This window comes from Hyphomicrobium sp. DY-1 (assembly GCF_047497105.1).
Lineage (GTDB): Bacteria > Pseudomonadota > Alphaproteobacteria > Rhizobiales > Hyphomicrobiaceae > Hyphomicrobium_B.
Map to the genome: position 1 here is coordinate 4,193,981 of NZ_CP134870.1, position 22,730 is coordinate 4,216,710.

Genomic DNA, 22,730 nt, shown 5'->3' on the forward strand with positions numbered 1-22,730 from the left:
GAAGATTTCGGCAGCATGGCGAATGAAACGTTTTCTCTGCAATTGCCGTCCTTTACCGTAACCCCCACATTGTCTGGGGATGAGAGATCCGATGCGTGCCGAAGCTTACAGCTATCGCGACGATGCGGCTGTGCCGCCGTTCGACGACACGCGTCCGATCGTGATTTTCGATGGGCTCTGCGTGCTGTGCTCGGGCGGCGTGCAGTGGATGCTTGAGCGCGATCCTAAGGGCGAGACCCGCTTCGCCATCATTCAGGATCCGTTGCCGCAATCGCTTTATCGGCATTACGGCCTCGACGCGGCGGCATTCGATACGTTCATGGTTCTCAGGGACGGTTTGCCCTATACGCGATGGGCCGGTGTTCTCGCGGCGGCGCGGACGCTGCCGCAACCGTGGCGGTTCCTCGGTTTTGCCGGGCGCGTTGTTCCTGATGCCATCGGCGACCGGATCTATGATTGGGTCCAGCGCAACAGACTGAAGTGGTTCGGGGAGCGGCAGGCATGCCGACGTCCGACGCCGAGCGAGATGTCTCGCTTTCTCGTCGGACCATGAAGGTCTTTCAAACGTTTAAGCAGTGGAGGCATCGATGAGCTGGCTGACCCATAACGATCCGATTCCGGGCGACTGGCAATCTTGCGATGCGGTGGAGCAAGTGATCGTGCCGCGGGCACGCGATCTCGGCGGCTTCTCGGTGCGTCGCGCTTTGCCTTCGGCGCAGCGGCAGATGGTCGGGCCGTTCATCTTCTTCGATCAGATGGGACCGGCGCAGTTCATTGCAGGGAAGGGGATCGACGTCAGGCCGCATCCGCACATCGGGTTGGCGACCGTGACGTATTTGTTCGACGGTGAGATCACGCATCGCGACAGCCTTGGATCGGCGTTGTCCATTCGGCCCGGCGAGGTCAATCTGATGACGGCGGGGCGCGGCATCGTTCATTCCGAACGTACGGGGCCCGAGGCGCGCGCCGTTGGGCAAGACCTGTTCGGAATCCAGTCGTGGATGGCGCTGCCCAAATCGCACGAAGAGGCGGCGCCGAGCTTCGTGCATCTCGACGTCGCCGCGTTGCCTCGGCTGGAAGGCGATGGAAAGCGCGTGCGCCTCATCATGGGCAGTCTTTACGGAGAGACGTCGCCTGCCGAGTTTCCGCACGCCTCGTTCTATGCGGAAGCAATGCTGGCGCCGGGCGCAGTTCTGCCGCTCGATCCCGATTACGACGAGCGTGCCGTTTATATCGCGTCGGGCCGCATTGACATTGCCGGGCAGTCGTTCGACGCCGGACAGCTTCTGGTCTTCAAGCCGGGCGACCGGATTTCCATTCTTGCGGAGTCGAATGCACGACTCATGCTGCTCGGCGGCGAGCCGATGGATGGGCCACGGCACATATGGTGGAATTTCGTGTCGTCATCGCAGGACCGCATCGAGGCGGCGAAAGACGAGTGGCGGCAAGGCCGTTTCGACACTGTCCCAGGCGACGCGGAGGAATTTATTCCGCTGCCGGACGACCGCTAACCGGACTCTCATCTTAAAGTTCCGCGCGTGGCGATTTTTTTTGAATAAAGCAGCGTGTTAGCTGCGGTTCACTTGCGGGTCGCAAATCCGGCGGCAGGGACGCTCATATTTCATCCTGAGTTGGTGTTCCGTGGTGGGTGCGGATCACTCCGCTGGTCAGTTCACAGATCCGCATTTGGGTGGGCGGTGTGAAGGGACAAGCGAACTCGTGAAGCAACAATCTCGGGAGACCAAAATGCGAAACTTGTTCCTAGCCGTCGCCCTGGCGTTGGGCCTCGGCTTCGCGGCGACGGGCGCTCAGGCTGCAGCGGTCGGCGGCAACGTCGCCGCAATCGACGCGGTCGCTAAGAGCGGCAATAGCGCGGTCGAGAAGACGTACTACCGGCGCGGATATTATGGCCGCCATCGCTACTGGCGTCGTGGCTATTACGGCCACCGTCCATACTGGCGGCGCCGCTACTACGGGCGGCCGTACTACTACGGATATCGTCCGTATCGCCGTCACTGGCGCCACGGTTACTACAATCGCTGGTAATCGAACCTAGACAGCGAACTCTCTCAGGGGGACGGGACGAGCTTAGCCTCGTCCCCTGTAGGGCGCGACGCCTTGATCGGGCAGCCAGATGTCCGCCGGCGCCGCGCCTGTTTGCCAGAAGACGTCAATCGGAATGCCGCCGCGCGGATACCAGTAGCCGCCGATGCGCAGATATTTCGGCTTAATGAGCGCGGCGATGCGCTTGCCGATCGCAACCGTGCAGTCCTCGTGAAACGCGCCGTGATTGCGGAATGCTGCGAGGTAAAGCTTCAGCGACTTGCTTTCGAGCAGCCACTTTCCCGGCACGTAGTCGATGACGAGATGGGCGAAGTCGGGCTGGCCGGTCACCGGACAAAGCGAGGTAAATTCCGGCGCCGTGAAGCGAGCGACATAATCCGTATCGGTGTGCGGATTGGCAACGCGCTCAAGCTCGGCTTTCTCAGGGCTTTCGGGAATGCCGACCTGTTTACCGAGCTGCGTGACGTCCGGCTTCGATGCCGCCATGGCGCGTTACTCCGCAGCCAGACGCGTTTCGGGCGCGGGCCCACGGTAAATGCAACCCTCGTTGCAGCTATCGCGGTGAACTTCGACCTGGGCCAAACCGGGGATGCGGTTGGCGAGGCGGTTCCAGATCCACATGGCGATGCGTTCGAGCGTCGGGGCTTCGAGGCCGTCGATGTCGTTCAGCATACGGTGGTCGAGCGCGTCTTCGGTGTCGGCAAGCGCGGCGGCAAGCTCATCGAAATGAAAGATGTAGCCCGTTTTTGGTCCGGGTTCGCCGTCGATGACAATGCGCGCACGGAAAGAATGGCCATGCACGCGCGAATTCGGCGAGCTTGGCGGTGCCGACGGCAGAAAATGGGCCGCCTCGAACCGGAATTCCTTATAGATCTGCATGGCGCTCAAATAGGGGATTTTCCCGGCGTCCGCCACCCCCGGTAGCAGGCCAAATCCGCGCCAAACAGGCGCGGAAAGCCCGAACGTTAAGGGATCCCGAGCAATTTGTGGGTCTGCACCGACAGCCGCCAGGCCGGATTGGCCTTGCAGTAGGCGATAGCGGCTTGGGTATTTGCGACTTGATCGGGTCCGTCCATCGGCTGGAGGAAACGCTGCTCGAAGGCGAGATCGAGGTAGCCGGCCGGATCAATGCCCGTTTGCGGGAAGACGAGCTTCAACTCGTGGCCGTGGCGCTGTTTCAGCTCGGAACCCGCTTTCGGCGAGACGCAGACCCAGTCGATGGTATCGAGCGCGGGGAGCGTGCCGTTCGTCTCCATGGCGATGCGGAAGCCTTCGGCGTGGAGTGCATCCACGAGGTCCTGATCCACCTGCAGCATCGGCTCGCCGCCGGTCAGAACAACGAACTTCGGCGCATCCGTTGCGGGCATCGCGGCGTCGCGGCAGGCGCGGGCGAGGGCTTCGGCCGTGTCGAAGCGTCCGCCGCCTGGGCCGTCCGTACCGACGAAATCGGTATCGCAGAATTGGCAGGTGGCTTTGGCGCGGTCCTGCTCGCGGCCGCTCCAGAGATTGCAGCCCGCGAACCGGCAAAACACCGCAGGCGTCCCGGCGTTCGCACCCTCGCCTTGTAGCGTATAGAAGATTTCTTTGACGGCATACATGCCGGATACCTACGGCGCCGGGGGCGCCAGTCAAGTGCGACTTATCCAAGTCTCAGAGGGGGCAATGGTGACCGAGCAGCGCACCTATCGGTATTTCGACCTCGTCATGGTCGCCTTTGTCGTCGTCCTAATATGCTCGAATTTGATCGGGCCAGCCAAGGCCGCGACCTTGACGCTTCCCGTCATCGGGCCGGTAACGTTTGGAGCAGGCGTCCTGTTCTTCCCCATCTCCTACATCTTCGGCGATGTGCTGACGGAGGTTTATGGCTACGCGCGCGCCCGCCGGGTGATCTGGACAGGTTTTGCGGCGCTTATTTTTGCGGCGGTGATGGCGGCCGTGATCGTCGCGCTGCCGCCAGCGCCGGGATGGCCGAACCAGCACATCTACGAAGTCGCCTTCGGCAACACGTGGCGGATCGCGGGTGCTTCGATGATCGCGTATTTCTGCGGCGAGTTCGTCAATTCCTATGTGCTCGCGAAGATGAAGGTGCGCAGCGAAGGGCGGCACATGAGCTGGCGCTTCGTGGCGTCGACGATTGCGGGCGAGGCGGTCGATTCCTCGCTGTTCTATCCGTTAGCATTCTACAACTCTGGGATCATGCCGAACGATCTCGTGCTGACGTTGATGATCTCGCAGTTCGTTGTGAAGACACTGGTCGAGATCGTGTTCCTGCCGATTACGGTGCGCGTGGTCGCCGCGTTGAAGCGGGCGGAGAACGAGGACTATTTCGACCGCCACACTGATTTCAATCCGTTCAAGCTGGACGCGTGAGGGAGCTTCATATTGGCTGACGAAAGCATGTCCGCAGGAGAGCATCACGCCATCATCGACGTCGCGACGATGGCGTCGATGAGCGGGCTGCAGTACCTCGAAGCGATGATGCGCGGCGACGTGCCGAGAATGCCGATCGAGGCCACGCTCGGGTTTCAGATGGTCGAGGCGGAAGAGGGACGGACGGTGTTCGAGTCCGAGCCGCAGGTCGGACATTACAACGCCATCGCGACCGTGCACGCGGGCTACACGGCGACGCTGCTCGATTCCTGCATGGCGTGCGCCGTGCTTTCGACGCTGCCGAAAGGCACGGGCTTCACGACGATGGAGTTCAAGATTTCGCTGCTGCGGCCGATGACGAAGGATACCGGTCTCGTGCGTGCGGAAGGGCTCATCATGAGCCGTGGGCGGCGCGCTGCCACGGCTGAGGGACGTTTGACGGACAAGCGCGGCAAGCTCATCGCGCATGCAACGACGACGTGTCTGGTTTTCAGTTTTTGATGTTTGTTATCCTCGGATTTAGATCGGAGATGACCTGTTCTAGGTTTACGCCGTCTCTTCAGTATCGTCATTCTGGCGTAGGCCGGCCCCCAGACAACGATCGACATTTGCGGTGCAGCGGTTCGACTGGATCCCCGCCTGCGCCGGGATGACGTTGTTCTGCCTCGATATAAGGCCGGATCACTCTAACGCTTCGGCGATCGCCTGAAGCTCGGCTTCAGGCGAGGGGAAATCTTCGTAGGAATGCCCCGAGCCGCGGTACCAATAGCGGCTGTTGAAGTCGTCGCCTTCGATCTTGTGCAGAATGGCGTGCAGCCAGCGATGCATCGGAGCGCGCTCGTCGCGTTGGGCGATCTGGTGGGCGCCGTCCCAATCGCCTGCGATGGCGAGATCAACGGCGCGTTTCAGGTCTGCTGAGACTGCCATTCGATCCAGCCTTTCGCGCGCAGCTCGCACGCAGGGCAGATGCCGCAGCCGTACCCCCAGTCATGACGGTTGGTGCGGTCGCCCATGTAGCAGGTGTGCGTATCCTCGATGATGATCTTGATGAGATCGTCGCCGCCGAGTTCGGACGCCATCGCCCAAGTTCCGGCTTTGTCGATGAACATCAACGGCGTTTCGATGGTCATCGGCGTTGCAAGGCCGAGCGAGATCGCCTGCGCGAGCGTCTGGATCGTTTCGTTGCGGCAGTCGGGATAACCGGAGAAATCGGTCTCGCACATGCCGCCGACGAGGGTGGTGATGCCGCGCCGGTAGGCCAGTGCCGCAGCGTAGGTGAGGAACAAGAGATTGCGCCCCGGCACGAACGTCGTCGGCAGGCCGGTCGCCGCGAACGTGATCTCTGTTTCGCGTGTCAACGCCGTGTCACTGATGCTCTGTAAGGCAGGAAGATCGAGCACCGCGTCAGGCCCGAGCCGGGCGCCGACCTTTCCCAACTTCGCGAGCTTGTCGCGAACGACGTCGCGCTGGACAAGCTCGACGCTGTGGCGCTGGCCGTATTTGAACCCAATCGTTTCGACGCGGTCGTAATGCGCGAGCGCCCAGGCGAGGCAGACGGTCGAATCCTGGCCGCCTGAGAACAATACGAGCGCGGATGTTTCAGGTGTCGTCATGGGGGTACGATCAGAGGCTCTTGCCGTCATACAGCGTCGGTTTCAGGGACGCCGCGTCGATACCATCAAGGCAGCGGACGTTGACGGCGACCATCGTCGCGCCGCTCGGTGTGGTGCCGTAGGAATAGGAGCCGATGCCGCATTCCGGGCAGAAGGTGTGGTGGATCACCTTCTTGTTGAACTGGTGCTCGGCCTGTGCGTCTTTGTCCGATAAAAGGGAAAAAGCGCTCTCCGGTACGAAGCCCATGATGGCGCCGCGCTTCTGGCAGAAGGAGCAATTGCAGATTTTCAGGCCTTCGAGGGCCAGCTCCGCCTCAAAACGGACGCGGCCGCAGTGGCAACCTCCGGTCCACTTCTTCGTTTCCGACATTGGTATACCTTGGTTCTCGGGTAAATGTCCTTTCGGGTAGGCGTTCGACTGCCCGCAGGGACTTTGCCTTATTAGCGATTGCGGCTAAAACCCGCCCGAACCTGTCACACCCGTCGTCTCTCGACAAGCCAACCAGAAAATATCGGAAACGCTCATGACCGCCATCGTTGACATCATTGCCCGCGAAATTCTCGACAGCCGTGGCAATCCGACAGTCGAAGTGGATGTGGTGCTGGAAGACGGCTCGGAGGGACGCGCGGCGGTGCCATCGGGCGCTTCGACCGGCGCGCACGAAGCCATCGAACTGCGCGACGGGGACAAGGCGCGCTATCAGGGCAAGGGTGTGCAGAAGGCGGTCGATGCGGTCAACGGCGAGATCTTCGATGCGCTGTCGGGTATGGACGCGGAAGACCAGCGCGGTATCGACGCGGCACTGATCCAGCTCGACGGTACGGATAACAAAAGCCGTCTCGGCGCCAACGCGATCCTCGGCGTTTCGCTGGCCGTCGCCAAGGCAGCGTCGATTGCGAACAACCTGGCGCTCTATCGCTATGTCGGCGGCGTCAATGCGCACATCCTGCCGGTGCCGATGATGAACATCATCAACGGCGGCGCGCATGCCGATAACCCGATCGACATTCAGGAATTCATGATCATGCCGGTGGCGGCGGAGACCTGCGCCGATGCGATCCGGATGGGTTCGGAAATTTTTCAGACGCTGAAGAAGAACCTGCATGACGCCGGCCTCAGCACTTCGGTTGGCGATGAAGGCGGGTTCGCGCCAAACCTCAAAAGCGCCGACGAGGCGCTCGGCTACATCATGAAGGCGATCGAGAAGGCAGGATACAAGCCGGGCGACGACGTGATGCTGGCGCTCGATTGCGCCTCGACCGAATACTTCAAGAATGGCAAGTACGAGCTTGCCGGCGACGGCAAATCGCTGGACAGCGCGGCGAACGCCAAATACCTCGAAGATCTCGTCAACCGTTTCCCGATTATCTCGATAGAAGACGGTATGGCAGAAGACGATTGGGCCGGGTGGAAGATCCTGACCGATCTTGTTGGCAATCGCGTGCAGCTTGTGGGCGACGATCTCTTCGTGACGAACACGAAACGGCTTGCGGACGGCATCGCGAAGGGGACGGCCAACTCGATCCTCGTGAAGGTCAATCAGATCGGCTCGCTCTCCGAAACACTCGATGCGGTCAGCATGGCGCAGCGCGCCGGATATACTGCCGTCATGTCGCACCGCTCCGGCGAGACCGAAGATTCGACGATTGCGGATCTCGCGGTCGCGACGAATTGCGGTCAGATCAAGACAGGATCGCTGTCGCGTTCGGATCGTTTGGCAAAGTACAACCAGCTCATCCGCATCGAAGAAGAGCTTGGCGATGTCGCCGTTTATGCTGGACGATCAGTAATTAAACGTGCCTCAGCATAAACTTTAAGGGCCGTTTTTTTCGAACATTACGGAACCGAGGTCGTTTTTCACCGACTTTCCGTCACTTTCGCTTGCGATCTTCTATGCTGATCTGATGTCGGAACGTTTTGCCCCTCGCGAGCGTTTCTGCCGCGAGTAAGAGGGTGGGTTAGTAATGCGACAATCGAGAGTATTGGCTCAGCAGGTGATTGCTCGCCCGCGACGGGTCGAGAATTTCCGGCGTAAATCGTGGACGCCACGAACAGTTCGCAGGTCGGTGCCGGTCGAGATTTCGGAACCGACTGTTGCGAGCAACTATATTCCGGGCGAGTTCGAAGAGCCGCAATCGCCACTCTTCGTGGCGGTGAAGCGTACCATCTGCCTGACCTGGGACGTCACGATATTAACAGTGCTGTCGCCGTTCTTCGCAATCTGGTTTCTCTATCGTGGCGCGAAGCGATTGACGGATGCGAGGCCGCAAAAAGGCTGACGCCTACGTCTTCATGCAAGCCATTTGTTAAAGCCCCGCGTCGGGGCTTTTTCTTTGTTGGAACTGTCGCGCTGTCAGGTCGTTTGCCTCGCAAAGGAGAGCTGCGACATGAAACATTTAACAGCGATAGCCCTAACTCTGATCGCCGCTCCTGCTGCATCAGCGTTGGCACAGGACAGCACGCTGCCGGAAAGCATGCGTATCCAACAAAGCGTGACGCAGCAGAACGCCAGCGATCAGAACATGCCCGCCAACCGCGGAAGCTCGCAGCCGACGACGGAAGCGCCGGGCAGCGCGGCTGGACCGGTTGAACGGCATCGGCTCGATCCGGCGGCGCCCAGTCCGCAACGACTGCAGATTGAAGATGGCACCAGCGCCTCGGTGCGCAATCCTGATGCGGACGCGTTGCATCCGGGGCCGTCTGGATCGTCTTACAACACGATCATGCGCGGGGCGCCTTCCACCAGCGGCACGAGCACCGGGACGTCCGGCATCGGATCATCGCCGGGAACGGGCGCGTCAAGTGGCTCGGGTGCAAGTGGGAGCGCCGGTGGTGCGGGCGGCAGCGCAGGCGGCGGAGCTTCGTCGGGCGGCGGCCACTAGTCCATTTGCGAAGGATAATCATGGCAACGCAAGCAAAGTCAGAACCTGAGCGTACGGCGCAACAAGGCCGCGACATTCAGGATGAGGTCGATCTCCTGGATGCCAAGGAAGCCGGGCAGGAGAAAAAGAAAAAATCAAAGCCGGTCATGCAGGCGGGGGCGCGCGAATACCCTTCGCATTTTCCGGCGCAGCATCAGGAAAAGTCCGGCGATGAAGCCGCGCTTCAACTTGCGCCGATGTATGATGCGCCGGGATATCAAGGTTCGGCGAAGCTCAAGGATCGCGTCGCGTTAATCACGGGCGGGGATTCCGGCATCGGCCGGGCCGTCGCGGTGCTATTTGCGCGCGAAGGCGCCGACGTCGCGATCTGTTACCTGGAATCGCGCAACGATGCGCTCGACACGAAGGAAGCCGTCGAAAAGGAAGGACGACGCTGCCTACTGATCGAAGGCGATGTGTCGGATTCCAAATTTTGCGAAGATGCCGTCGCGCAAACGGTGAAGACGCTCGGCAAGCTCGACGTGCTCGTGAACAACGCGGCTTTCCAGGAGCACACGTCGGATATTCTCGACCTCAGCGACGAGCATTTCGATCGGACACTGAAGACAAATCTCTACGGCTATTTCTACATGGCGCGGGCTGCCGTTCCACATATGGCTTCTGGTTCTGCGATCATCATGACGGGATCGGTGACCGGCATCGAAGGCAGCAAAGAGTTGCTGGATTATTCGATGACCAAGGGCGGCATTCATGCGTTTACGCGTTCGCTGTCGTCTCAACTCATAGAGCGCGGCATTCGCGTCAATGCCATCGCGCCGGGGCCGGTGTGGACGCCGCTCAACCCTGCCGATCGTCCGGCCGAGGATGTTGCCAAGTTCGGAACGTCGGCGGCGATGGGACGCGCGGCACAACCGGAAGAGATCGCGCCCGCGTTCGTATTCATGGCAGCGCCCTGCTGCTCAAGCTACATCACGGGCGAAATACTTCCCGTCATCGGCGGTTATGGCGCTTAACGCAATCGCGCTTACTGCCGATGTTTCTTATGGCTCGGTGTTGCCGGAGTCGGCGCCGGGGCCGGCATGTTTTTGAGCACCAGATCGATATCGATCGGTTTGCAGCCGCCGGTACGCAGCATCTCGTTCACGGTATCGGCGTCGCGACGCAAATTAGCGATTTGCGCGTAACTGTCGGGATCGACGTGCGCGTTCGAGCTGAACAAGCTGAAAACGGTGTTGGTCGGTCGCGCTGCCTGAGAGGCCTGTAGGGCGCGAATTTTTACGAGCTGGTCGTTGACGAATTTTGTCGGCTCGGCGCAGGGATCGCTGTTGGCCGCGGAAGAACTTTTCGGCTTTTTGTGTTTGGCCCAAGCGTCCGTCGGTGGATTGAGCCATCCGGACAGCACGGCAGCGATGACACCTGCAATCGCAAACCTGGCAGCCGATCTTAATCTCATCTCAATAGCATCTCGCAGCGGGATCGTTCGCACGACAGCAATGATGTGCGAAATATGCCGTGAGTGGGACGCGCAGATAACAAACTTCCAGTTTTATGACATGCGCGCCCGCGGTGTCCGTTTGTTATGATCGATTTGATTCTTCGGTGCCACTCGAAGGGGCGCCACGCGCCGAACGGCGACTGGCAATGTTATCGTGAAGGCTATCTTTGATGAGCATGCTCGGATGGGTCCATCGGCGCGAACGCAAACCGGATGCGGAGGTGACGCCAACCCCGGTGCAGACGCCCGTCAACAAGCGGCCGAAGATCGATCCTGAAGTCGCCAGAGAGCGGGCGCGCAAAAATAGCCCGTGGCGGTACGACGACGGCCCGTCACGCCGCCCGGTCGGCGGCAAATAGGCCCGTTTACCTTGTCAGCCCGCGCGTTGTGGCATCGCCGCGCTGGCATTTGCTCGATGTGGAACGTAGTGTCTCTCCGGGGAGCTGGGGGCGTTCCGGTATGCTCGTGCGTGGTCTCGTCGGGCTTCTATACAACACTTTGACGTCCTGGCTGGTGGGCCGGGGAGTGTGGCGATGAGCGTTACGATTGCGATCGCCAATCCGAAAGGCGGCGTCGGCAAGACGCTGACGACGATGATGCTGGCCGATGGGCTGGCGCTATCCTACGGCGCTCGCGTGCTCGTGCTCGACATGGATCCGCAGGCCGGGGCGACAAAGGCGCTGCTCGGAATCGACGCGGAGCAGGAACTACGCGAGAGGCGGATCGGCCTCGGCGCCATGCTTCAGGCCTTTGCGCGCGGACGCGATATCCGTCTTGCTTCGCATCGGGTGGCTGCGAGCGATCTCGTCGAGCTTCAGGACCGGGAAAAAGGTTTTATCGATATCGTGCCGTCGAACCATGAACTGCTAGGTGACATGGCCGACTTCGAACGTTCGGCGCACCGGAAACGACGGCGCGACCGCCTCGATGTGCAGCTTGCTAAGGCTCTGCGCGCAGAGCTGAATAAATTCGATGACGAATACGATGCCGTTCTGGTCGATTGTCCAGCGGGGCCAGGACCGCTCGCGCTGGCGGGCATCCGGCTGGCGCATCATATCCTGGCGCCGACGAGCCTTGAGACGAATGCCTATTCGACACTGACGGACTTCCTGAAGTTTATTCTCGCGGACGATCTCGATCTTGCGGCGCAGGTCAAGGTACATCCGCTGATTACGCAGTATCAGGCGACGAATTCTCTACAACGCGAGATGCTCCAGCACATCAAAGAAGGGCTGGCGCACCTCAACGCGATCTCCCGACCGGTGCCTTATACGGCGGCTCTACAGAACGCTGCCGCGCATCCGGGGATGGGCAACCTGCGGACGGCGCGGCAGAAATACGGCAACGCATTGGCGGATGTCGTGGCGCTGACGAAGGCGGTTGTCGAGCGCGTGAGCGCAAATAGCTGATAGTCGGATACTGAGTGGATCAGCGACCATTTGGGGATGCCGGAACCCGATGCGCGCGCTATAAGTCCGGCTATTCGAGCCAAGGTCGGATCGCCCTTCGGCTTTGGGTTTTGATAAGTGAGGGGACCAATCATGCTGATCCGTTTCCTGGGATACCTGCTGATTTCTCTAGCGGCAGTCACGACGCCGGCGCTGGCACAGCTCAAGCCCGGTGACAAGGCGCCGATGTTCAAGGCGCAGGCGTCACTCGGAGGCAAGCAATTCACGTTCTCCCTGCCTGAGGCGCTCAAGAAAGGGCCCGTCGTCGTCTATTTCTATCCGAAGGCCTTCACGTCGGGCTGCACCGAGGAGGCGCACGATTTCGCTGAGGCGATGGGGCAGTTCCATGCTTTGGGAGCCTCGGTGATTGGGGTCAGCAACGACGATATCGCGACGCTCAACAAGTTTTCGACGTCGGAGTGCCGCAGCAAATTTCCGGTGGCAGCCGACAGTGGCCAGCGGATCATGACCGCTTACGACTCGGTGATGATGGGCTTCATGCCTTATGCCAGCCGCACATCCTATGTGGTGACGCCGGACGGGCGGATTTCCTACGAGTACACGGCGCTCGATCCGTCGGAGCACGTGAAGAATACGCTGGCGGCGGTCAAAGCCTGGAAGACGAAGCACCACAGCTAAACGCGATCGCACTCGGCGACGCAGAAGGTGCTTCGGGAGGGGCTGGCTGCCGGGCGGCGGTCAGCCGTAAGGGCCTTCCAGGGCGCCCAATTCTTCGAGCTTGGAACGGATCGCGACCACGAGTTCCTCGGGATGCGCGCGGCCGTTCAGCTCGATCTCGGCATTCAGCGGCGGCTCGTAAGGTGCTGAGACGCCAGTGAACTGCGGAATGAGGCCCTGTCGCGCCTTCTTATAGAGCCCCTTGGCGTCCCGCTGCTCGCAGACGGTGAGGGGCGTGTTGACGAAGACCTCAAGGAATTCGCCGTTATCGAAGATCTTTCGAGCCGTTTCCCGGTGAGAAAGGAGCGGCGAGATCAGCGACACAATGACGATCAGTCCGGCATCGACCATCAACTTGGCGACTTCGGCGATACGGCGGACATTTTCGGCGCGTCCCGCTTCGGTGAAGTCGAGGTCGCTGCAGAGGCCGGTACGGCAGCGGTCGCCGTCAAGCACGAACGTGTGCTGGCCGGAGGCATGCAAGGTCTGGTCGAGAAGATTGGCGATCGTCGTTTTGCCTGCGCCCGAAAGCCCGGTGAACCACAGGCAACAGGCTTTCTGCCCCTTGGCGTCGGCCCGATCGTCTTTGCAGATGGCTGTATCCTGCCAAAGCAGGTTCAAAGCGCGATCTCCGCGCAAACTTTCCATGCCGATTTTTCTCATGGCTCCCCCCGGAGGTCACGGCCCAGGCTTCTGGGCGACCGCACGCCTCCAAGATAATCGTCATTGGCCCGCTATGCCGAAAGATATAGGCTTTTTTGCACATCTATATCTTGCTCAGTAATAAGGTCGTCGAAGCGGTGCGGGGAGGCAACAAAAATCGCGCCCGGAGATACCGACGGCGACCATCTGACTGACTTTGGCGCGTCTAGCTCTACCAGCGGCGGCGTGGCGGATGCGGCGGCCGCGGGGGAGGCTGCCAATATGGCTGCGGCATGAACGCGACCTGCGGTCCCCACTGAGGGAACAGTCCGAAGTAGGGCATCGGATACGGCGGCGCGTAGTAGATGCCGCTTTCCTCGTAAACGTAATTATAGGGGCGGGCGAGCAGGACCGGCGGCGGAATTGGCGTAACGAAAGCTTCTTCCGGCGGGGCTTCCTCGCCGCCGAAGTCGGCAGCGCACGCCAGTGCGGGCATAAAAAAGATGAAGGCGGCCGCGAGGGTCGGCAGAATTTTCATGGCTTGCAAGCGCTCGGTCCGAATGTGGCTCACTACGATCTTTGGTCGGAATGGCGCGAGCGCTGTTCGCTGCTTCAACGAAGCGCGCGGCCGTACAACTTGGAATCGCGATAGTCGTGAGCATTTTCGGGGACGGCGTGTAACGAACAGTTAAGACGGCGAAAAATCTTTTTTCCGGCCTGTGTGTGCAGGCCGCGTGCGGAAATCTTCCGCGGATTATGCGTCCGTACGCAGCCTGTCAGTCGAGCTTGCGCGATTTTGCAAGGAGCTCCATCGTCTTTGGGTCGGGCCCATTGCAAAACGTGAATAGTGCTCGCGCGTAAATGCTTTCGTGCCCAGTGACGGCGGCGAAGAGTGTCATCGAGGAATGGAATTTCAGATTGTCCGGATTGCCGAGAATCTGGAGGAGCGAATCGTATCGGTGTTCGAGGATCAGCGCCGTCATTTGTGCGAGGCGCGGACCGAGCATCGGGTGGTAGACATAGGCGAGTGCTTCTTCGTAACTGCCGATGCCATACTTCTCCGACATGGCGCTGGAGCCTAATCCGCGCATCTGCGGAAACGTGTACCACATCCAATGGGATTGCTTCTTGCCGGCCGTCAGTTCGCTGACGACGCGCTCATAGGTGTGCGCCTGAGCACTGACGAAGCGTTCGAGGTCGAATGGATCGTGAAGGTCTTGCATGCTCTCACCGCAGAAGCCGGTCGACGCCGTGCGCACAGGATTTAGCGTCGTTACGACAATCCTGAGGCGGCAGCAGCGGACGGTCCGGAAGTGTCAGATCGACAAAAGAGAAGCTGAAAGCGAACGTGAAAATAGGCGTCAGCACTGCGCTTAGAAGGCGAAGCCTGTTGTTCGCAGTTGCGAGATCATCGGCTTTTCATTGGTCATCGTCTGCTCCGGAAAATGGAATGCTGAAAAGTCATTAAAGCCCCGCTCTTATAGGTGGTGCTCCGTATCCGCACAAATATTTCCCGGCCTTCTTTCCAAAGGAAGTTTCAGGTGAAGGCTGGGGCGCTCGATGAATCTGTCGCCTGCAGATCGGTGTGAGGTTTCGCTAGAATTTTGGGGTTCTTCGTCAAGGGGCCCGAGAGCAAAGGTGCCATCGCGGAGCGCCTATTGTGGATGTCCCGTGCTTGCGTATGGTCGCGCGCGAACAAAAAGGGATACCGGTATGGCGCGCACTGATGTCTTGCAGGCTTCTTCTCCCAGAATTGCCAGAGCCATCATCTGTGCATTTTGCACCGGCCTCATCGGCATCGGGCTCGCGCGCTTCGCCTATACGCCGCTGCTGCCCGCCCTCGTCGATGCGCACTGGTTTGCGCCGGCGGATGCCGCCTATCTCGGCGCGGCCAATCTCGCGGGATATCTCGCAGGCGCTGTGCTCGGGAGGCCCATTTCCGCACGCCTTTCGGGCGTCGCGGTGTTGCGCGCCATGATGATCCTGGCAACGGCTGCCTTTTTCGCGTGTGCTGCGCCGCAAGGCTTTCTCTGGTTTTTCGTATGGCGTTTTGCTGCGGGCTTTGCGGGCGGAGCGATGATGGTTCTCGCCGCTCCGATGGTGCTTGCGCACGTTCCGCCTGCGCGGCGCGGATTGGCGGGCGGGCTGATCTTCATGGGGATCGGCGCTGGCATTGCGGCGTCGGGAACGGTCATTCCTTTCCTGTTGCAGTTCGGCGTGCAGGCCGCATGGATCGGCCTTGGAATACTGTCGTTGGTGCTGACGGCTATTGCCTGGCGCGGCTGGCCGGACGGACCGGGTCATGTGCTGACGGCCCCGTCGGGCCACGTCCATCCGCCGCGCCTGGGTGCACTCCGCGCGCTTTATGTCGAGTATGGGCTCAATGCGGGCGGGTGGGTGCCGCACATGATTTTTCTCGTCGATTTCGTGGCGCGCGGGTTAGGGCAAGGTGTGAAAGTCGGTGCGGAGTTCTGGGTCGCCTTCGGCCTGAGCGCGACGGCCGGTCCTATTCTGGCCGGGCACATCGCGGACCGTATCGGATTTGGATCGGCGTTGCGCTTGGCGTTCAGCTTGCAGATCTTCGCAATCGGTTTGCTCGTGTTCGACGTGACCAGCACGCCCTGGCTGTTTCTGTCGAGCGTCATCATTGGTGCGTTCGTGACCGGAACCGTGCCGCTGGTTCTCGGGCGCATTCACGAGCTTCTGCCGCATCATCCGGCCGAGCAGAAGGCGGCCTGGAGTGTTGCGACCGTGGCGTTTGCACTGTGCCAGGCTGCAGCCGCTTACGGATTTTCATTTATCTTCGCACATAGCGGCGGCGATTATCACATTCTGTTTGTTATCGGCATGATTGCGATGTCACTGGCGCTCGTCATCGACGTCGGCGGGACTTTCCGGGAAAAAGCAATGCGCTAGGCTGCAAGGGCTCGCGTATCGCCCGCAAGACGTTGGCCGAAAAATACTCCCGTTCATATTCGGTGCACTACGTTTGCCTGCCAATAACTGCTTTGGGAAAGCCATCGGGACGCTTAGCTTCCCCTCGCGGACATGTCCGGCCGTCGGGAGTTGCAACGATGCATACGATCGTGACAGCGCTGCTCTGGTTTTCCGCCGTCGGGTGCGCCGTGATGGGCGGCGTTTACTTCGCGTTTTCAGCATTCATCATGGCGGCGTTAGGCCGGATCGACCATGCGGCGGCGATTGCTGCGATGAATGCCATCAACACAGACATTTTAAAATCGCTGTTCATGCCGCTGTTCTTCGGCACTTCGGTCGCCGGTTTGGCGTTGGCAGTTCTGGCGTTATGGCATTGGGGAAACGAGGGCGCCGCTCCGATGTTCGCCGGCGGCGTGATCTATGTCGTCGGCATGTTCATTGTTACAATTGTCTTCAATGTGCCGTTAAACGACGCTTTGGCTACAGCAGATCCGATGACGGCATCGTCAGGGGGCGTTTGGAAGCGGTACGTGTCCGATTGGACGATATGGAATCACGTCCGCACCGCTGCCTCGATTGCAGCGAGCACGCTGTTCATTTTCGCCTTAATGGCTTTGAATGCGCGTTCGCTCTGATACCGTCGGCTTTTTAAGCGTTATTTTCACAATATTCCGACTACGGATTAGCCGAGAACTATCGGCGATATTCTAACGTTTTCTCAATTCCGGTGGCTTAGGGTAACTTTCGCGAATGCTGTATCAATTTTTCAATCGTGACGCGGTGGGTCACTGATTTGATGCGCGATAGCGATATTCCGACGCGCAGTATCGATTTTCTCCTGTCACGACGCGCCGACAACGGTGGCCTCGCCGAGATTTCGCATTTCGATTGGCCGTCGTCAGGGCTGCCGCCGTTTCAGGACTGGCCCGCGGCATTGAGCATGGCCGCGCGGCTTGTGGCGCACGCGTCCGTACCCATGGCATTGATGGTCGGACGGGAAGGTCACCTCGTGCCGAATGCGGCGGCGACCGTGCTATTCAGTGAATTTACACGCGGTGATTTCCTCGGCCGGTCGGTCGAAGAGGTTGTCGGGGAAGGGGCGAAATTCTACGCCGATGTTCTATCGCGCGTGTTCACCGGCGAAAGCTGCAGCTTCCATGATCAGCCGATGCGTCTCGTGCGCAACGGCCAATGGGCGACGCGCTGGTTCAATCTGCATTTCACGCCGGTCGCCGATGCGCAGGGACAGGTGCTGGGTGTGCTTGCAATCGCGTCGGAGGTTACAAGCCATGTTCAGTGCGCGCGCAACCTTCGGGAGTCGGAGCAGCGGCTGAAGCTTGCGCTCGAATCATCCGGAATGGTCGGCGTCTGGGACTTCGACGTCAAAACGAACATCAGCACGGCCGACGCCAACGTGGCGCGGATGTATGGATTGTCGGCAGCAGGCTGTGTGCGCGGTGTTGACGATGGGCATTTTATACGCGCGATCCATGCCGCCGATCGTGCGCGCGTAGAAGAGACGCTGCGTACTGCCATCGAGACGCGAACGTCTTATCGCTGCAAATATCGCGTCCTGCCGCAGGGCGGAGCGCTGCGCTGGGTCATTACGTCGGCAAAGCCTGTCTACGACGAGCGCGGCGACCTCGTACGCATGTCGGGCGTCGTCGTCGATGTGACCGATCAGATGGAAACGGCGTCGGCGTTAGCGCAGAGCCGCTTTCAATTTGAAACCTTAACGGAAGCGTTGCCGCAAATCGTATGGAGCTGCGATGCGCAGGGCCAGTACGATTATTTTTCGGCGCGGTGGAGCGAATTCACAGGGATACTCTCGCATGAAATCAGCGAAGATACCTGGAAGATGCTGGTCTATCCGCCGCATTGGGATATGGTCCGCAAGGCATGGAGGGATGCGGTTGCGACCGGTACGCCTTACGATGTCGACTATCGGTTCCGTCATCATTCCGGAGAGTATCGCTGGCTTCGCGTCATGGCCTTGCCGATACGCGACGACGAGGGAAACATTACGCGATGGTTCGGCACGAGCACCGACATCCATGACTCGTACCTCGCGGCGGAGGAACGCGCCCGGCTCACAAAAGAGCTGGAGCGCATGGCGACGGAGGATCAGCTTACCGAGCTGTTGACCCGGCGAGCTTTCATCAATAGCGCCTCTGCCGCGATAGCGCAGGCCTCAGCACACGCCGCACCCGTCAGCCTGCTGATGATGGATCTCGATCACTTCAAGTCGATTAACGACGAGTATGGCCATCCGTGTGGCGACCAGGTGCTGGCCGTCGCGGCAAAGCGGATCAAGGCCTGCGTCAAGAAACAGGATCTCGTCGGCCGATTGGGTGGCGAGGAATTTGCCATTCTGCTCAGCGGTTGCGGGGCGCGTGAGGCGAAGGCCGTAGCAGACAGAATTTGCCGAGCGCTCGAGGCGAGGCCGATCGCAATGGAGAACGGTCTCAGCGTTTCCGTGACAGTTAGTGTGGGAGCGACGACGCGATCGGCGCTGGACGACGATTTGGCGTCGCTGCTTCTCGTTGCCGACAAGGCGCTCTATCAGGCGAAAGCGGCGGGTCGTAATCGCTCGGTCTTCCAGGAGAGCCTAGCCGACCAAGCCTAATCGGCGCTAATGCGATCCTCCTTTCAGGAATAAATACGAAAAAACAGTACGTTATACGGGCTTCGTGCTGCGCGAAGCCGCGATCCCCCCCGCGACCAAAAAGTTGTCCATTATGACTTTTAGGGTAGCTCTCTCGGTGTGACTTGCCGATAAGGTGATCTAAGCTGCTCAGTCTATCCGACGTCGAGCTGTTACGGGGGGAAGTCTGGCATGCCGGAGCCGTTGCTCATCCATATTCACGTGCCGAAATGCGCAGGCACGACGGTTGAAAAGCATTTGGCATACGAGCTGGGCCATTCGGGCGTGTGGTTTGCGCCGAAGCGGACGCGGCAATTTCCGCTCGGTTGGTTCGGTCGAAAATACAACGACAAGCCGCCGGCGCCGCTCGACCAGATCAAAGCCTTATCCGGGCATTTCATCGGCCGCTCGATCGAGGAGCAGTTCAAGGACCGCAAAATCGTTCGCTCGATCATTCTTCGCGAGCCGGAAAGCCTGATGCTGTCCTACTACAATTATCGCATGATACGGTACATCCAGCAGGGATTGCGGCCCTATGGGTTCTCGCTGTTTTTGCGGGCAACGCGCCAGAATTTCATTTCGCATTTCCTCTTGGACCGCTGGCTCGAACTTCCGTGGCTGGATCTGGTGCGACTGTCGGATCAGCAGAAGATGCGTCTGCTCGACGACGCGCTGGCGTCTGTCGATCATATTGCTCCGATCAGCGAGGCAGACGACCTGGTTCGCAAAATCTCGGCCGAACTCGGTATCTCGCCGGTGGCTAAACGGCAAAACACGACCGAAGATGGAAAAGCAAAGGCCGGTTGGACGATGGTGCGCCATGGCGATCTGTCGGACGCCGAACGCGCCGAGCTGAAATCGCGTACACAGCTTGATCGTTATCTGTGGCGACGGTGGGTGCTGAAAGAAGACGTCAGAGTTGCTCCCGATCTGCAAAGTCAATTCAGGCGCTCGGAGTTTCTGAGACCCCGCTATCAATGCGAGCGGCGCCTTGCCCGTTTGTTCGGGTAAGAGAAGAAGAAATGCTTGATACGCTCGAACGCATTGCCATCGAGGCCGGCACGCTCATTGCCCAAATTCGGCAAGGTGGCGCGAACGTTATGACCAAGTCCGACGGCAGTCCGGTGACGGATGCCGATCAGGCGGCTGAAGATCTGATCGTGCGCGCGCTGCAGAGGATCGCGCCGGATATTCCGATCATCGCGGAAGAATCTGCCGCTTCTTGTGTTGCAGACCATTCAACAAGTCGCGCGCTGTTTTTTGTCGATCCGCTCGATGGGACAAAAGAATTCATTCGCGGCAGGCCGGACTATACAGTCAACATCTGCCTCGTCGAAAATCGAAAGCCGAAACTCGGCGTCGTCTTCGCGCCGGCGCGGGGCGAGTTGTTTAGCAGTGACGGCTTGGCATCTTACCGGTCCGCAATTTTGCAAGATGCTTCGATTGGTGAGCGCTCGCAAATTCGCGCGTCATGCGGAGATGGCCGCCTGACCGCCGTCGCGAGTGCTTCGCACGGAAATCTGGAAACAGAAGATTTTCTGCAGAAGCTCCCGGTCGATCGCAAGGTCTCGGTTGGCTCGTCTTTGAAGTTCTGTCTCGTGGCGATGGCGGACGCTCATATCTATCCGCGTTTCGGTCGGACGATGCAGTGGGACACCGCGGCGGGTGACGCGGTGTTGCGCGGCGCCGGTGGCTGCACGCTGACGTCGGACGGCAGGGAACTCGAATACGGCGTGCCATGCGCGGCGGACGGTTCTTACGACAATCCGCATTTCATCTCGTACGGCGGCGATGCGGACACCCTGCGGGCGCTACTGCAGAATTGCGGCGGTGTGATCGACGCGTAGCATCGCCCCGAGCGCTCACCTCCCCGGCGGATGAGGCATCGGCTCGGCCGGATCGTCAATCGGAATTGGAGACGGCTCAGGCGGCTTGTTCGGCTCAGGTGGCAGCGGCGATAACTCACCGGGCTCTTGCGTCGGGAAAGGGATGGTCGGGGGATCGTTGCCGTTTTCCATATCGGATAAAGGCGTCCGGCTGAGAATTCGTTCCCCCGTCCCTTCAACGTTCGACCTAATGCCCGTTTGCCGGAGCAGTGTTTGCAGAAATACGATCCAATTCGCCCATCGCATCGTCCGGCAATTGCAACTCTGCTGCCGCCAGATTTTCGCGAAGGTGCGCCAGCGATGACGTACCGGGGATCAGCAGGATATTCGATGCCCGCCGGAGCAGCCATGCGAGTGCGACCCGCATAGGCGTTGCGCCGAGACGGGCGGCGACTGCCGACAATTCCGACGACTGCAACGGCGTGAAGCCGCCGAGCGGGAAAAAGGGCACGTAGGCCACGCCTTCAGCGCCGAGCTGGTCGATTAGGGCGTCGTCGTCACGGTGCGCAAGATTGTAAAGGTTCTGGACGCAGACGATGTCACAGATCTTGCGACTGTCTTCGATTTGCTTGCGCGTGACATTGCTGAGGCCAATGTGGCGGATCAGTCCCTTTCGCTGAAGGTCGGCAAGCGTAGAGACTTGCTCTTCAATCGAGCCCTCTGCTGGCCCATGCACGTCGAGCATGCTGCGGAAGTTGACGACATCAAGCACATCGACGCCCAGATTGCGCAGATTGTCGTGCACGGCTTGGGTCAGCTCTTTTGGTGAGAGCGCCGGAATCCACGAGGCATCGTCACCGCGGCGGGCGGCAACTTTCGTCACGATCACCATGTCGTCCGGGTACGGGTGCAGTGCTTCGCGGATCAGTTCATTGACGACGTGCGGGCCGTAAAAATCGCTGGTGTCGATGTGGTTCACGCCGGACGCAACGGCCTCGCGCAAAACGGCGATGGCTTGGGCACGGTCTTTTGGCGGACCGAAAACGCCGGGTCCGGCCAGCTGCATGGCACCGTAGCCGAGGCGCGTGACGGTGCGGTCGCCGAGTTTGAAGGTGTCGGAAGCGTCGAGGGTGGTCATGGGCGTCTCCTTATTCGTGCTGCGCGGAGATATAGCGGTTGTTTAGCATGCGATAATCGACCACAATCCGGACAAGCTGTGCGGATTTTCGAACAATGGCCGTTGACCTTGGTGATTTGAACGCGTTCGTTGCTGTGGCGCGGGCCGGTGGCTTCCGGGATGGCGCCCGGGCGAGCGGTGCGAGCCCTTCTGGCCTGAGCGACGCGGTGCGTCGGCTGGAAGCGCAGCTTGGTGTCCGGCTTCTCAACCGGACAACCCGGAGCGTGGTGCCGACGGATGCCGGCCGCAGCTTGTTGGAACGGCTTACGCCTGCTCTCAATGAGGTCGAAGCCGCGCTCGATGTCGTCAATGTTTTCCGCGACCGGCCTGCGGGCACGCTGCGTCTCAACGTGCCGGTCAGCGCGGCGCGGCTCGTGCTGCCGACGATCATTCCGCCTTTTCTGTCGGCCTATCCCGAAATCAAATTCGAAATCATTGCCGAAGACACCTTCGTCGACGTGGTGCGAGCGGGATGCGACGCCGGTATTCGCTATGACGAACGGCTGGAGCAGGACATGATCGCCGTGCCGATCGGCCCTCGCGTGCAGCGTTTCGCGACGGCTGCATCGCCTGCATATCTCGATCGCCACGGCAGACCTTCACATCCGCGGGACCTGCTCAATCATGCGTGTCTGCGAGGGCGGTTCGCGAGTGGCTCCATGCCGCCGTGGGAATACGAGCGCGACGGCGAGATCGTGAGCGTTGACACAACCGGACCTATGATCGTGCAGGCGGGCGGCATGGTCGACTTGGCGGTGGACGTCGCCGTAGCTGGTTCGGGCGTCATCTATCTGTTCGAAGATTGGCTGCGGCCGTATCTCGACAGCGGCGCGCTGGAGCCCATCCTCGAACCGTGGTGGCAAGCGTTTTCCGGGCCCTTTCTGTATTATCCAGGGAGGCGGCTGGTGCCCGCGCCATTGCGGGCGTTCGTCGATTTCATCAAAGCCAATTAG

29 protein-coding genes are annotated in these 22,730 nt (G+C 60.1%); 18 read left to right on the top strand and 11 right to left on the bottom strand.

The genetic code is table 11. The features are described from left to right. The first annotated feature begins 91 nt into the window (after positions 1 to 91). From RLW41_RS20295 to RLW41_RS20305, 3 genes are all read left to right on the top strand, one after another. Positions 92 to 553, top strand: coding sequence for a thiol-disulfide oxidoreductase DCC family protein (locus RLW41_RS20295; protein WP_414462655.1), 462 nt, complete (start codon positions 92 to 94; stop codon positions 551 to 553). Between the two features lie 34 nt (positions 554 to 587). After that, complete coding sequence (locus tag RLW41_RS20300) at positions 588 to 1,511, top strand: pirin family protein (RefSeq protein ID WP_414462656.1); 924 nt, start codon at positions 588 to 590, stop codon at positions 1,509 to 1,511. 235 nt (positions 1,512 to 1,746) lie between these two features. Further along, positions 1,747 to 2,046, top strand: coding sequence for a hypothetical protein (locus RLW41_RS20305; RefSeq protein ID WP_414462657.1), 300 nt, complete (start codon positions 1,747 to 1,749; stop codon positions 2,044 to 2,046). A gap of 42 nt (positions 2,047 to 2,088) precedes the next feature. Here the strand turns inward: RLW41_RS20305 and queF are convergent, their stop codons facing one another. The 3 genes from queF to queE form a co-directional block, all read right to left on the bottom strand. After that, positions 2,089 to 2,550, bottom strand: coding sequence for a preQ(1) synthase (queF, locus tag RLW41_RS20310; RefSeq protein ID WP_414462658.1), 462 nt, complete (start codon positions 2,548 to 2,550; stop codon positions 2,089 to 2,091). 6 nt (positions 2,551 to 2,556) lie between these two features. Beyond that, positions 2,557 to 2,943 carry a 6-pyruvoyl trahydropterin synthase family protein gene (locus tag RLW41_RS20315; protein WP_414464623.1) on the bottom strand — a complete coding sequence of 129 codons (387 nt, stop codon included), beginning with the start codon at positions 2,941 to 2,943 and terminating at the stop codon, positions 2,557 to 2,559. A gap of 86 nt (positions 2,944 to 3,029) precedes the next feature. After that, positions 3,030 to 3,662, bottom strand: a complete 633-nt coding sequence (gene queE / locus RLW41_RS20320) for a 7-carboxy-7-deazaguanine synthase (protein WP_414462659.1) — start codon at positions 3,660 to 3,662, stop codon at positions 3,030 to 3,032. A gap of 64 nt (positions 3,663 to 3,726) precedes the next feature. On the opposite strand from queE, the gene RLW41_RS20325 reads away from it, so the two are divergent. After that, positions 3,727 to 4,434 carry a queuosine precursor transporter gene (locus RLW41_RS20325; protein WP_414462660.1) on the top strand — a complete coding sequence of 236 codons (708 nt, stop codon included), beginning with the start codon at positions 3,727 to 3,729 and terminating at the stop codon, positions 4,432 to 4,434. Positions 4,435 to 4,446: 12 nt separating this feature from the next. Next, positions 4,447 to 4,935 carry a PaaI family thioesterase gene (locus tag RLW41_RS20330; RefSeq protein ID WP_414462661.1) on the top strand — a complete coding sequence of 163 codons (489 nt, stop codon included), beginning with the start codon at positions 4,447 to 4,449 and terminating at the stop codon, positions 4,933 to 4,935. Positions 4,936 to 5,115: 180 nt separating this feature from the next. Here the strand turns inward: RLW41_RS20330 and RLW41_RS20335 are convergent, their stop codons facing one another. The 3 genes from RLW41_RS20335 to RLW41_RS20345 are packed head-to-tail and all read right to left on the bottom strand — an operon-like array spanning position 5,116 to position 6,417. Next, complete coding sequence (locus RLW41_RS20335) at positions 5,116 to 5,361, bottom strand: hypothetical protein (protein ID WP_414462662.1); 246 nt, start codon at positions 5,359 to 5,361, stop codon at positions 5,116 to 5,118. Next, entirely contained in the window at positions 5,340 to 6,077 is a 738-nt protein-coding gene (queC, locus tag RLW41_RS20340; protein ID WP_414462663.1) for a 7-cyano-7-deazaguanine synthase QueC, read from the bottom strand. Before queC ends, RLW41_RS20335 begins: the two co-directional genes overlap by 22 nt. Then, positions 6,058 to 6,417 carry a GFA family protein gene (locus RLW41_RS20345; RefSeq protein ID WP_414462664.1) on the bottom strand — a complete coding sequence of 120 codons (360 nt, stop codon included), beginning with the start codon at positions 6,415 to 6,417 and terminating at the stop codon, positions 6,058 to 6,060. Before RLW41_RS20345 ends, queC begins: the two co-directional genes overlap by 20 nt. Positions 6,418 to 6,571: 154 nt before the next feature. On the opposite strand from RLW41_RS20345, the gene eno reads away from it, so the two are divergent. The 4 genes from eno to RLW41_RS20365 all read left to right on the top strand — a co-directional run bounded on the left by eno (position 6,572) and on the right by RLW41_RS20365 (position 9,943). Then, a complete protein-coding gene (eno, locus tag RLW41_RS20350; RefSeq protein ID WP_414462665.1) occupies positions 6,572 to 7,858 on the top strand; it encodes a phosphopyruvate hydratase in 1,287 nt (428 codons plus the stop codon). A gap of 154 nt (positions 7,859 to 8,012) precedes the next feature. Continuing rightward, positions 8,013 to 8,327, top strand: a complete 315-nt coding sequence (locus RLW41_RS20355; RefSeq protein ID WP_414462666.1) for a hypothetical protein — start codon at positions 8,013 to 8,015, stop codon at positions 8,325 to 8,327. A 108-nt stretch (positions 8,328 to 8,435) separates the two neighbouring features. Then, positions 8,436 to 8,930 (top strand): hypothetical protein, encoded by a 495-nt coding sequence (locus RLW41_RS20360; protein ID WP_414462667.1) that lies wholly within the window; start codon positions 8,436 to 8,438, stop codon positions 8,928 to 8,930. A 20-nt stretch (positions 8,931 to 8,950) separates the two neighbouring features. Next, complete coding sequence (locus RLW41_RS20365) at positions 8,951 to 9,943, top strand: SDR family oxidoreductase (protein ID WP_414462668.1); 993 nt, start codon at positions 8,951 to 8,953, stop codon at positions 9,941 to 9,943. A gap of 11 nt (positions 9,944 to 9,954) precedes the next feature. On the opposite strand, the gene RLW41_RS20370 is transcribed toward RLW41_RS20365, so the two are convergent. Continuing rightward, positions 9,955 to 10,383 carry a hypothetical protein gene (locus RLW41_RS20370; RefSeq protein ID WP_414462669.1) on the bottom strand — a complete coding sequence of 143 codons (429 nt, stop codon included), beginning with the start codon at positions 10,381 to 10,383 and terminating at the stop codon, positions 9,955 to 9,957. Positions 10,384 to 10,595: 212 nt separating this feature from the next. Between RLW41_RS20370 and RLW41_RS20375 the strand changes: the two genes are divergently transcribed. The 3 genes from RLW41_RS20375 to RLW41_RS20385 all read left to right on the top strand — a co-directional run bounded on the left by RLW41_RS20375 (position 10,596) and on the right by RLW41_RS20385 (position 12,512). Then, on the top strand, positions 10,596 to 10,784 hold the full coding sequence (locus tag RLW41_RS20375) for a hypothetical protein (protein WP_414462670.1): 189 nt from the start codon (positions 10,596 to 10,598) through the stop codon (positions 10,782 to 10,784). A 174-nt stretch (positions 10,785 to 10,958) separates the two neighbouring features. Then, the gene (locus RLW41_RS20380; RefSeq protein ID WP_414462671.1) at positions 10,959 to 11,834 is read left to right on the top strand and encodes a ParA family protein; all 876 of its coding nucleotides are present in this window, start codon (positions 10,959 to 10,961) and stop codon (positions 11,832 to 11,834) included. A 132-nt stretch (positions 11,835 to 11,966) separates the two neighbouring features. Beyond that, on the top strand, positions 11,967 to 12,512 hold the full coding sequence (locus tag RLW41_RS20385) for a peroxiredoxin (protein ID WP_414462672.1): 546 nt from the start codon (positions 11,967 to 11,969) through the stop codon (positions 12,510 to 12,512). Between the two features lie 60 nt (positions 12,513 to 12,572). Here the strand turns inward: RLW41_RS20385 and cysC are convergent, their stop codons facing one another. From cysC to RLW41_RS20400, 3 genes are all read right to left on the bottom strand, one after another. Further along, the gene (cysC, locus tag RLW41_RS20390) at positions 12,573 to 13,214 is read right to left on the bottom strand and encodes an adenylyl-sulfate kinase (protein WP_409559868.1); all 642 of its coding nucleotides are present in this window, start codon (positions 13,212 to 13,214) and stop codon (positions 12,573 to 12,575) included. A gap of 211 nt (positions 13,215 to 13,425) precedes the next feature. Beyond that, a complete protein-coding gene (locus RLW41_RS20395; RefSeq protein WP_409559869.1) occupies positions 13,426 to 13,764 on the bottom strand; it encodes a hypothetical protein in 339 nt (112 codons plus the stop codon). Between the two features lie 205 nt (positions 13,765 to 13,969). Then, positions 13,970 to 14,416 carry a DUF1810 domain-containing protein gene (locus RLW41_RS20400; RefSeq protein WP_414462673.1) on the bottom strand — a complete coding sequence of 149 codons (447 nt, stop codon included), beginning with the start codon at positions 14,414 to 14,416 and terminating at the stop codon, positions 13,970 to 13,972. Between the two features lie 490 nt (positions 14,417 to 14,906). On the opposite strand from RLW41_RS20400, the gene RLW41_RS20405 reads away from it, so the two are divergent. The 5 genes from RLW41_RS20405 to cysQ all read left to right on the top strand — a co-directional run bounded on the left by RLW41_RS20405 (position 14,907) and on the right by cysQ (position 20,621). Beyond that, positions 14,907 to 16,109 carry a YbfB/YjiJ family MFS transporter gene (locus RLW41_RS20405; RefSeq protein WP_414462674.1) on the top strand — a complete coding sequence of 401 codons (1,203 nt, stop codon included), beginning with the start codon at positions 14,907 to 14,909 and terminating at the stop codon, positions 16,107 to 16,109. A gap of 158 nt (positions 16,110 to 16,267) precedes the next feature. After that, a complete protein-coding gene (locus tag RLW41_RS20410) occupies positions 16,268 to 16,765 on the top strand; it encodes a DUF1772 domain-containing protein (RefSeq protein WP_414462675.1) in 498 nt (165 codons plus the stop codon). Between the two features lie 137 nt (positions 16,766 to 16,902). Continuing rightward, positions 16,903 to 18,756: a diguanylate cyclase gene (locus tag RLW41_RS20415; protein WP_414462676.1), complete on the top strand. Its 1,854-nt coding sequence runs from the start codon at positions 16,903 to 16,905 to the stop codon at positions 18,754 to 18,756. Positions 18,757 to 18,966: 210 nt separating this feature from the next. Next, a complete protein-coding gene (locus RLW41_RS20420) occupies positions 18,967 to 19,785 on the top strand; it encodes a hypothetical protein (protein WP_409559874.1) in 819 nt (272 codons plus the stop codon). Between the two features lie 11 nt (positions 19,786 to 19,796). Continuing rightward, positions 19,797 to 20,621 (top strand): 3'(2'),5'-bisphosphate nucleotidase CysQ, encoded by an 825-nt coding sequence (gene cysQ, locus RLW41_RS20425; protein WP_414462677.1) that lies wholly within the window; start codon positions 19,797 to 19,799, stop codon positions 20,619 to 20,621. Between the two features lie 226 nt (positions 20,622 to 20,847). Here cysQ and RLW41_RS20430 read toward each other — a convergent pair whose 3' ends face one another. Then, positions 20,848 to 21,738 carry an aldo/keto reductase family oxidoreductase gene (locus RLW41_RS20430; RefSeq protein WP_414462678.1) on the bottom strand — a complete coding sequence of 297 codons (891 nt, stop codon included), beginning with the start codon at positions 21,736 to 21,738 and terminating at the stop codon, positions 20,848 to 20,850. A 95-nt stretch (positions 21,739 to 21,833) separates the two neighbouring features. Here RLW41_RS20430 and RLW41_RS20435 point away from each other — a divergent pair, with 95 nt between their 5' ends. Continuing rightward, positions 21,834 to 22,730 (top strand): LysR family transcriptional regulator, encoded by an 897-nt coding sequence (locus RLW41_RS20435; protein ID WP_409559877.1) that lies wholly within the window; start codon positions 21,834 to 21,836, stop codon positions 22,728 to 22,730.

Coding starts and splice junctions, on each gene's coding strand:
- RLW41_RS20295 (WP_414462655.1), top strand. CDS start 92: ATGCGTGCCGAAGCTTACAGCTATCGCGACGATGCGGCTGTGCCGCCG.
- RLW41_RS20300 (WP_414462656.1), top strand. CDS start 588: ATGAGCTGGCTGACCCATAACGATCCGATTCCGGGCGACTGGCAATCT.
- RLW41_RS20305 (WP_414462657.1), top strand. CDS start 1,747: ATGCGAAACTTGTTCCTAGCCGTCGCCCTGGCGTTGGGCCTCGGCTTC.
- queF (WP_414462658.1), bottom strand. CDS start 2,550: ATGGCGGCATCGAAGCCGGACGTCACGCAGCTCGGTAAACAGGTCGGC.
- RLW41_RS20315 (WP_414464623.1), bottom strand. CDS start 2,943: ATGCAGATCTATAAGGAATTCCGGTTCGAGGCGGCCCATTTTCTGCCG.
- queE (WP_414462659.1), bottom strand. CDS start 3,662: ATGTATGCCGTCAAAGAAATCTTCTATACGCTACAAGGCGAGGGTGCG.
- RLW41_RS20325 (WP_414462660.1), top strand. CDS start 3,727: ATGGTGACCGAGCAGCGCACCTATCGGTATTTCGACCTCGTCATGGTC.
- RLW41_RS20335 (WP_414462662.1), bottom strand. CDS start 5,361: ATGGCAGTCTCAGCAGACCTGAAACGCGCCGTTGATCTCGCCATCGCA.
- queC (WP_414462663.1), bottom strand. CDS start 6,077: ATGACGGCAAGAGCCTCTGATCGTACCCCCATGACGACACCTGAAACA.
- RLW41_RS20345 (WP_414462664.1), bottom strand. CDS start 6,417: ATGTCGGAAACGAAGAAGTGGACCGGAGGTTGCCACTGCGGCCGCGTC.
- eno (WP_414462665.1), top strand. CDS start 6,572: ATGACCGCCATCGTTGACATCATTGCCCGCGAAATTCTCGACAGCCGT.
- RLW41_RS20355 (WP_414462666.1), top strand. CDS start 8,013: ATGCGACAATCGAGAGTATTGGCTCAGCAGGTGATTGCTCGCCCGCGA.
- RLW41_RS20360 (WP_414462667.1), top strand. CDS start 8,436: ATGAAACATTTAACAGCGATAGCCCTAACTCTGATCGCCGCTCCTGCT.
- RLW41_RS20365 (WP_414462668.1), top strand. CDS start 8,951: ATGGCAACGCAAGCAAAGTCAGAACCTGAGCGTACGGCGCAACAAGGC.
- RLW41_RS20370 (WP_414462669.1), bottom strand. CDS start 10,383: ATGAGATTAAGATCGGCTGCCAGGTTTGCGATTGCAGGTGTCATCGCT.
- RLW41_RS20375 (WP_414462670.1), top strand. CDS start 10,596: ATGAGCATGCTCGGATGGGTCCATCGGCGCGAACGCAAACCGGATGCG.
- RLW41_RS20380 (WP_414462671.1), top strand. CDS start 10,959: ATGAGCGTTACGATTGCGATCGCCAATCCGAAAGGCGGCGTCGGCAAG.
- RLW41_RS20385 (WP_414462672.1), top strand. CDS start 11,967: ATGCTGATCCGTTTCCTGGGATACCTGCTGATTTCTCTAGCGGCAGTC.
- cysC (WP_409559868.1), bottom strand. CDS start 13,214: ATGAGAAAAATCGGCATGGAAAGTTTGCGCGGAGATCGCGCTTTGAAC.
- RLW41_RS20400 (WP_414462673.1), bottom strand. CDS start 14,416: ATGCAAGACCTTCACGATCCATTCGACCTCGAACGCTTCGTCAGTGCT.
- RLW41_RS20405 (WP_414462674.1), top strand. CDS start 14,907: ATGGCGCGCACTGATGTCTTGCAGGCTTCTTCTCCCAGAATTGCCAGA.
- RLW41_RS20410 (WP_414462675.1), top strand. CDS start 16,268: ATGCATACGATCGTGACAGCGCTGCTCTGGTTTTCCGCCGTCGGGTGC.
- RLW41_RS20420 (WP_409559874.1), top strand. CDS start 18,967: ATGCCGGAGCCGTTGCTCATCCATATTCACGTGCCGAAATGCGCAGGC.
- cysQ (WP_414462677.1), top strand. CDS start 19,797: ATGCTTGATACGCTCGAACGCATTGCCATCGAGGCCGGCACGCTCATT.
- RLW41_RS20430 (WP_414462678.1), bottom strand. CDS start 21,738: ATGACCACCCTCGACGCTTCCGACACCTTCAAACTCGGCGACCGCACC.
- RLW41_RS20435 (WP_409559877.1), top strand. CDS start 21,834: ATGGCCGTTGACCTTGGTGATTTGAACGCGTTCGTTGCTGTGGCGCGG.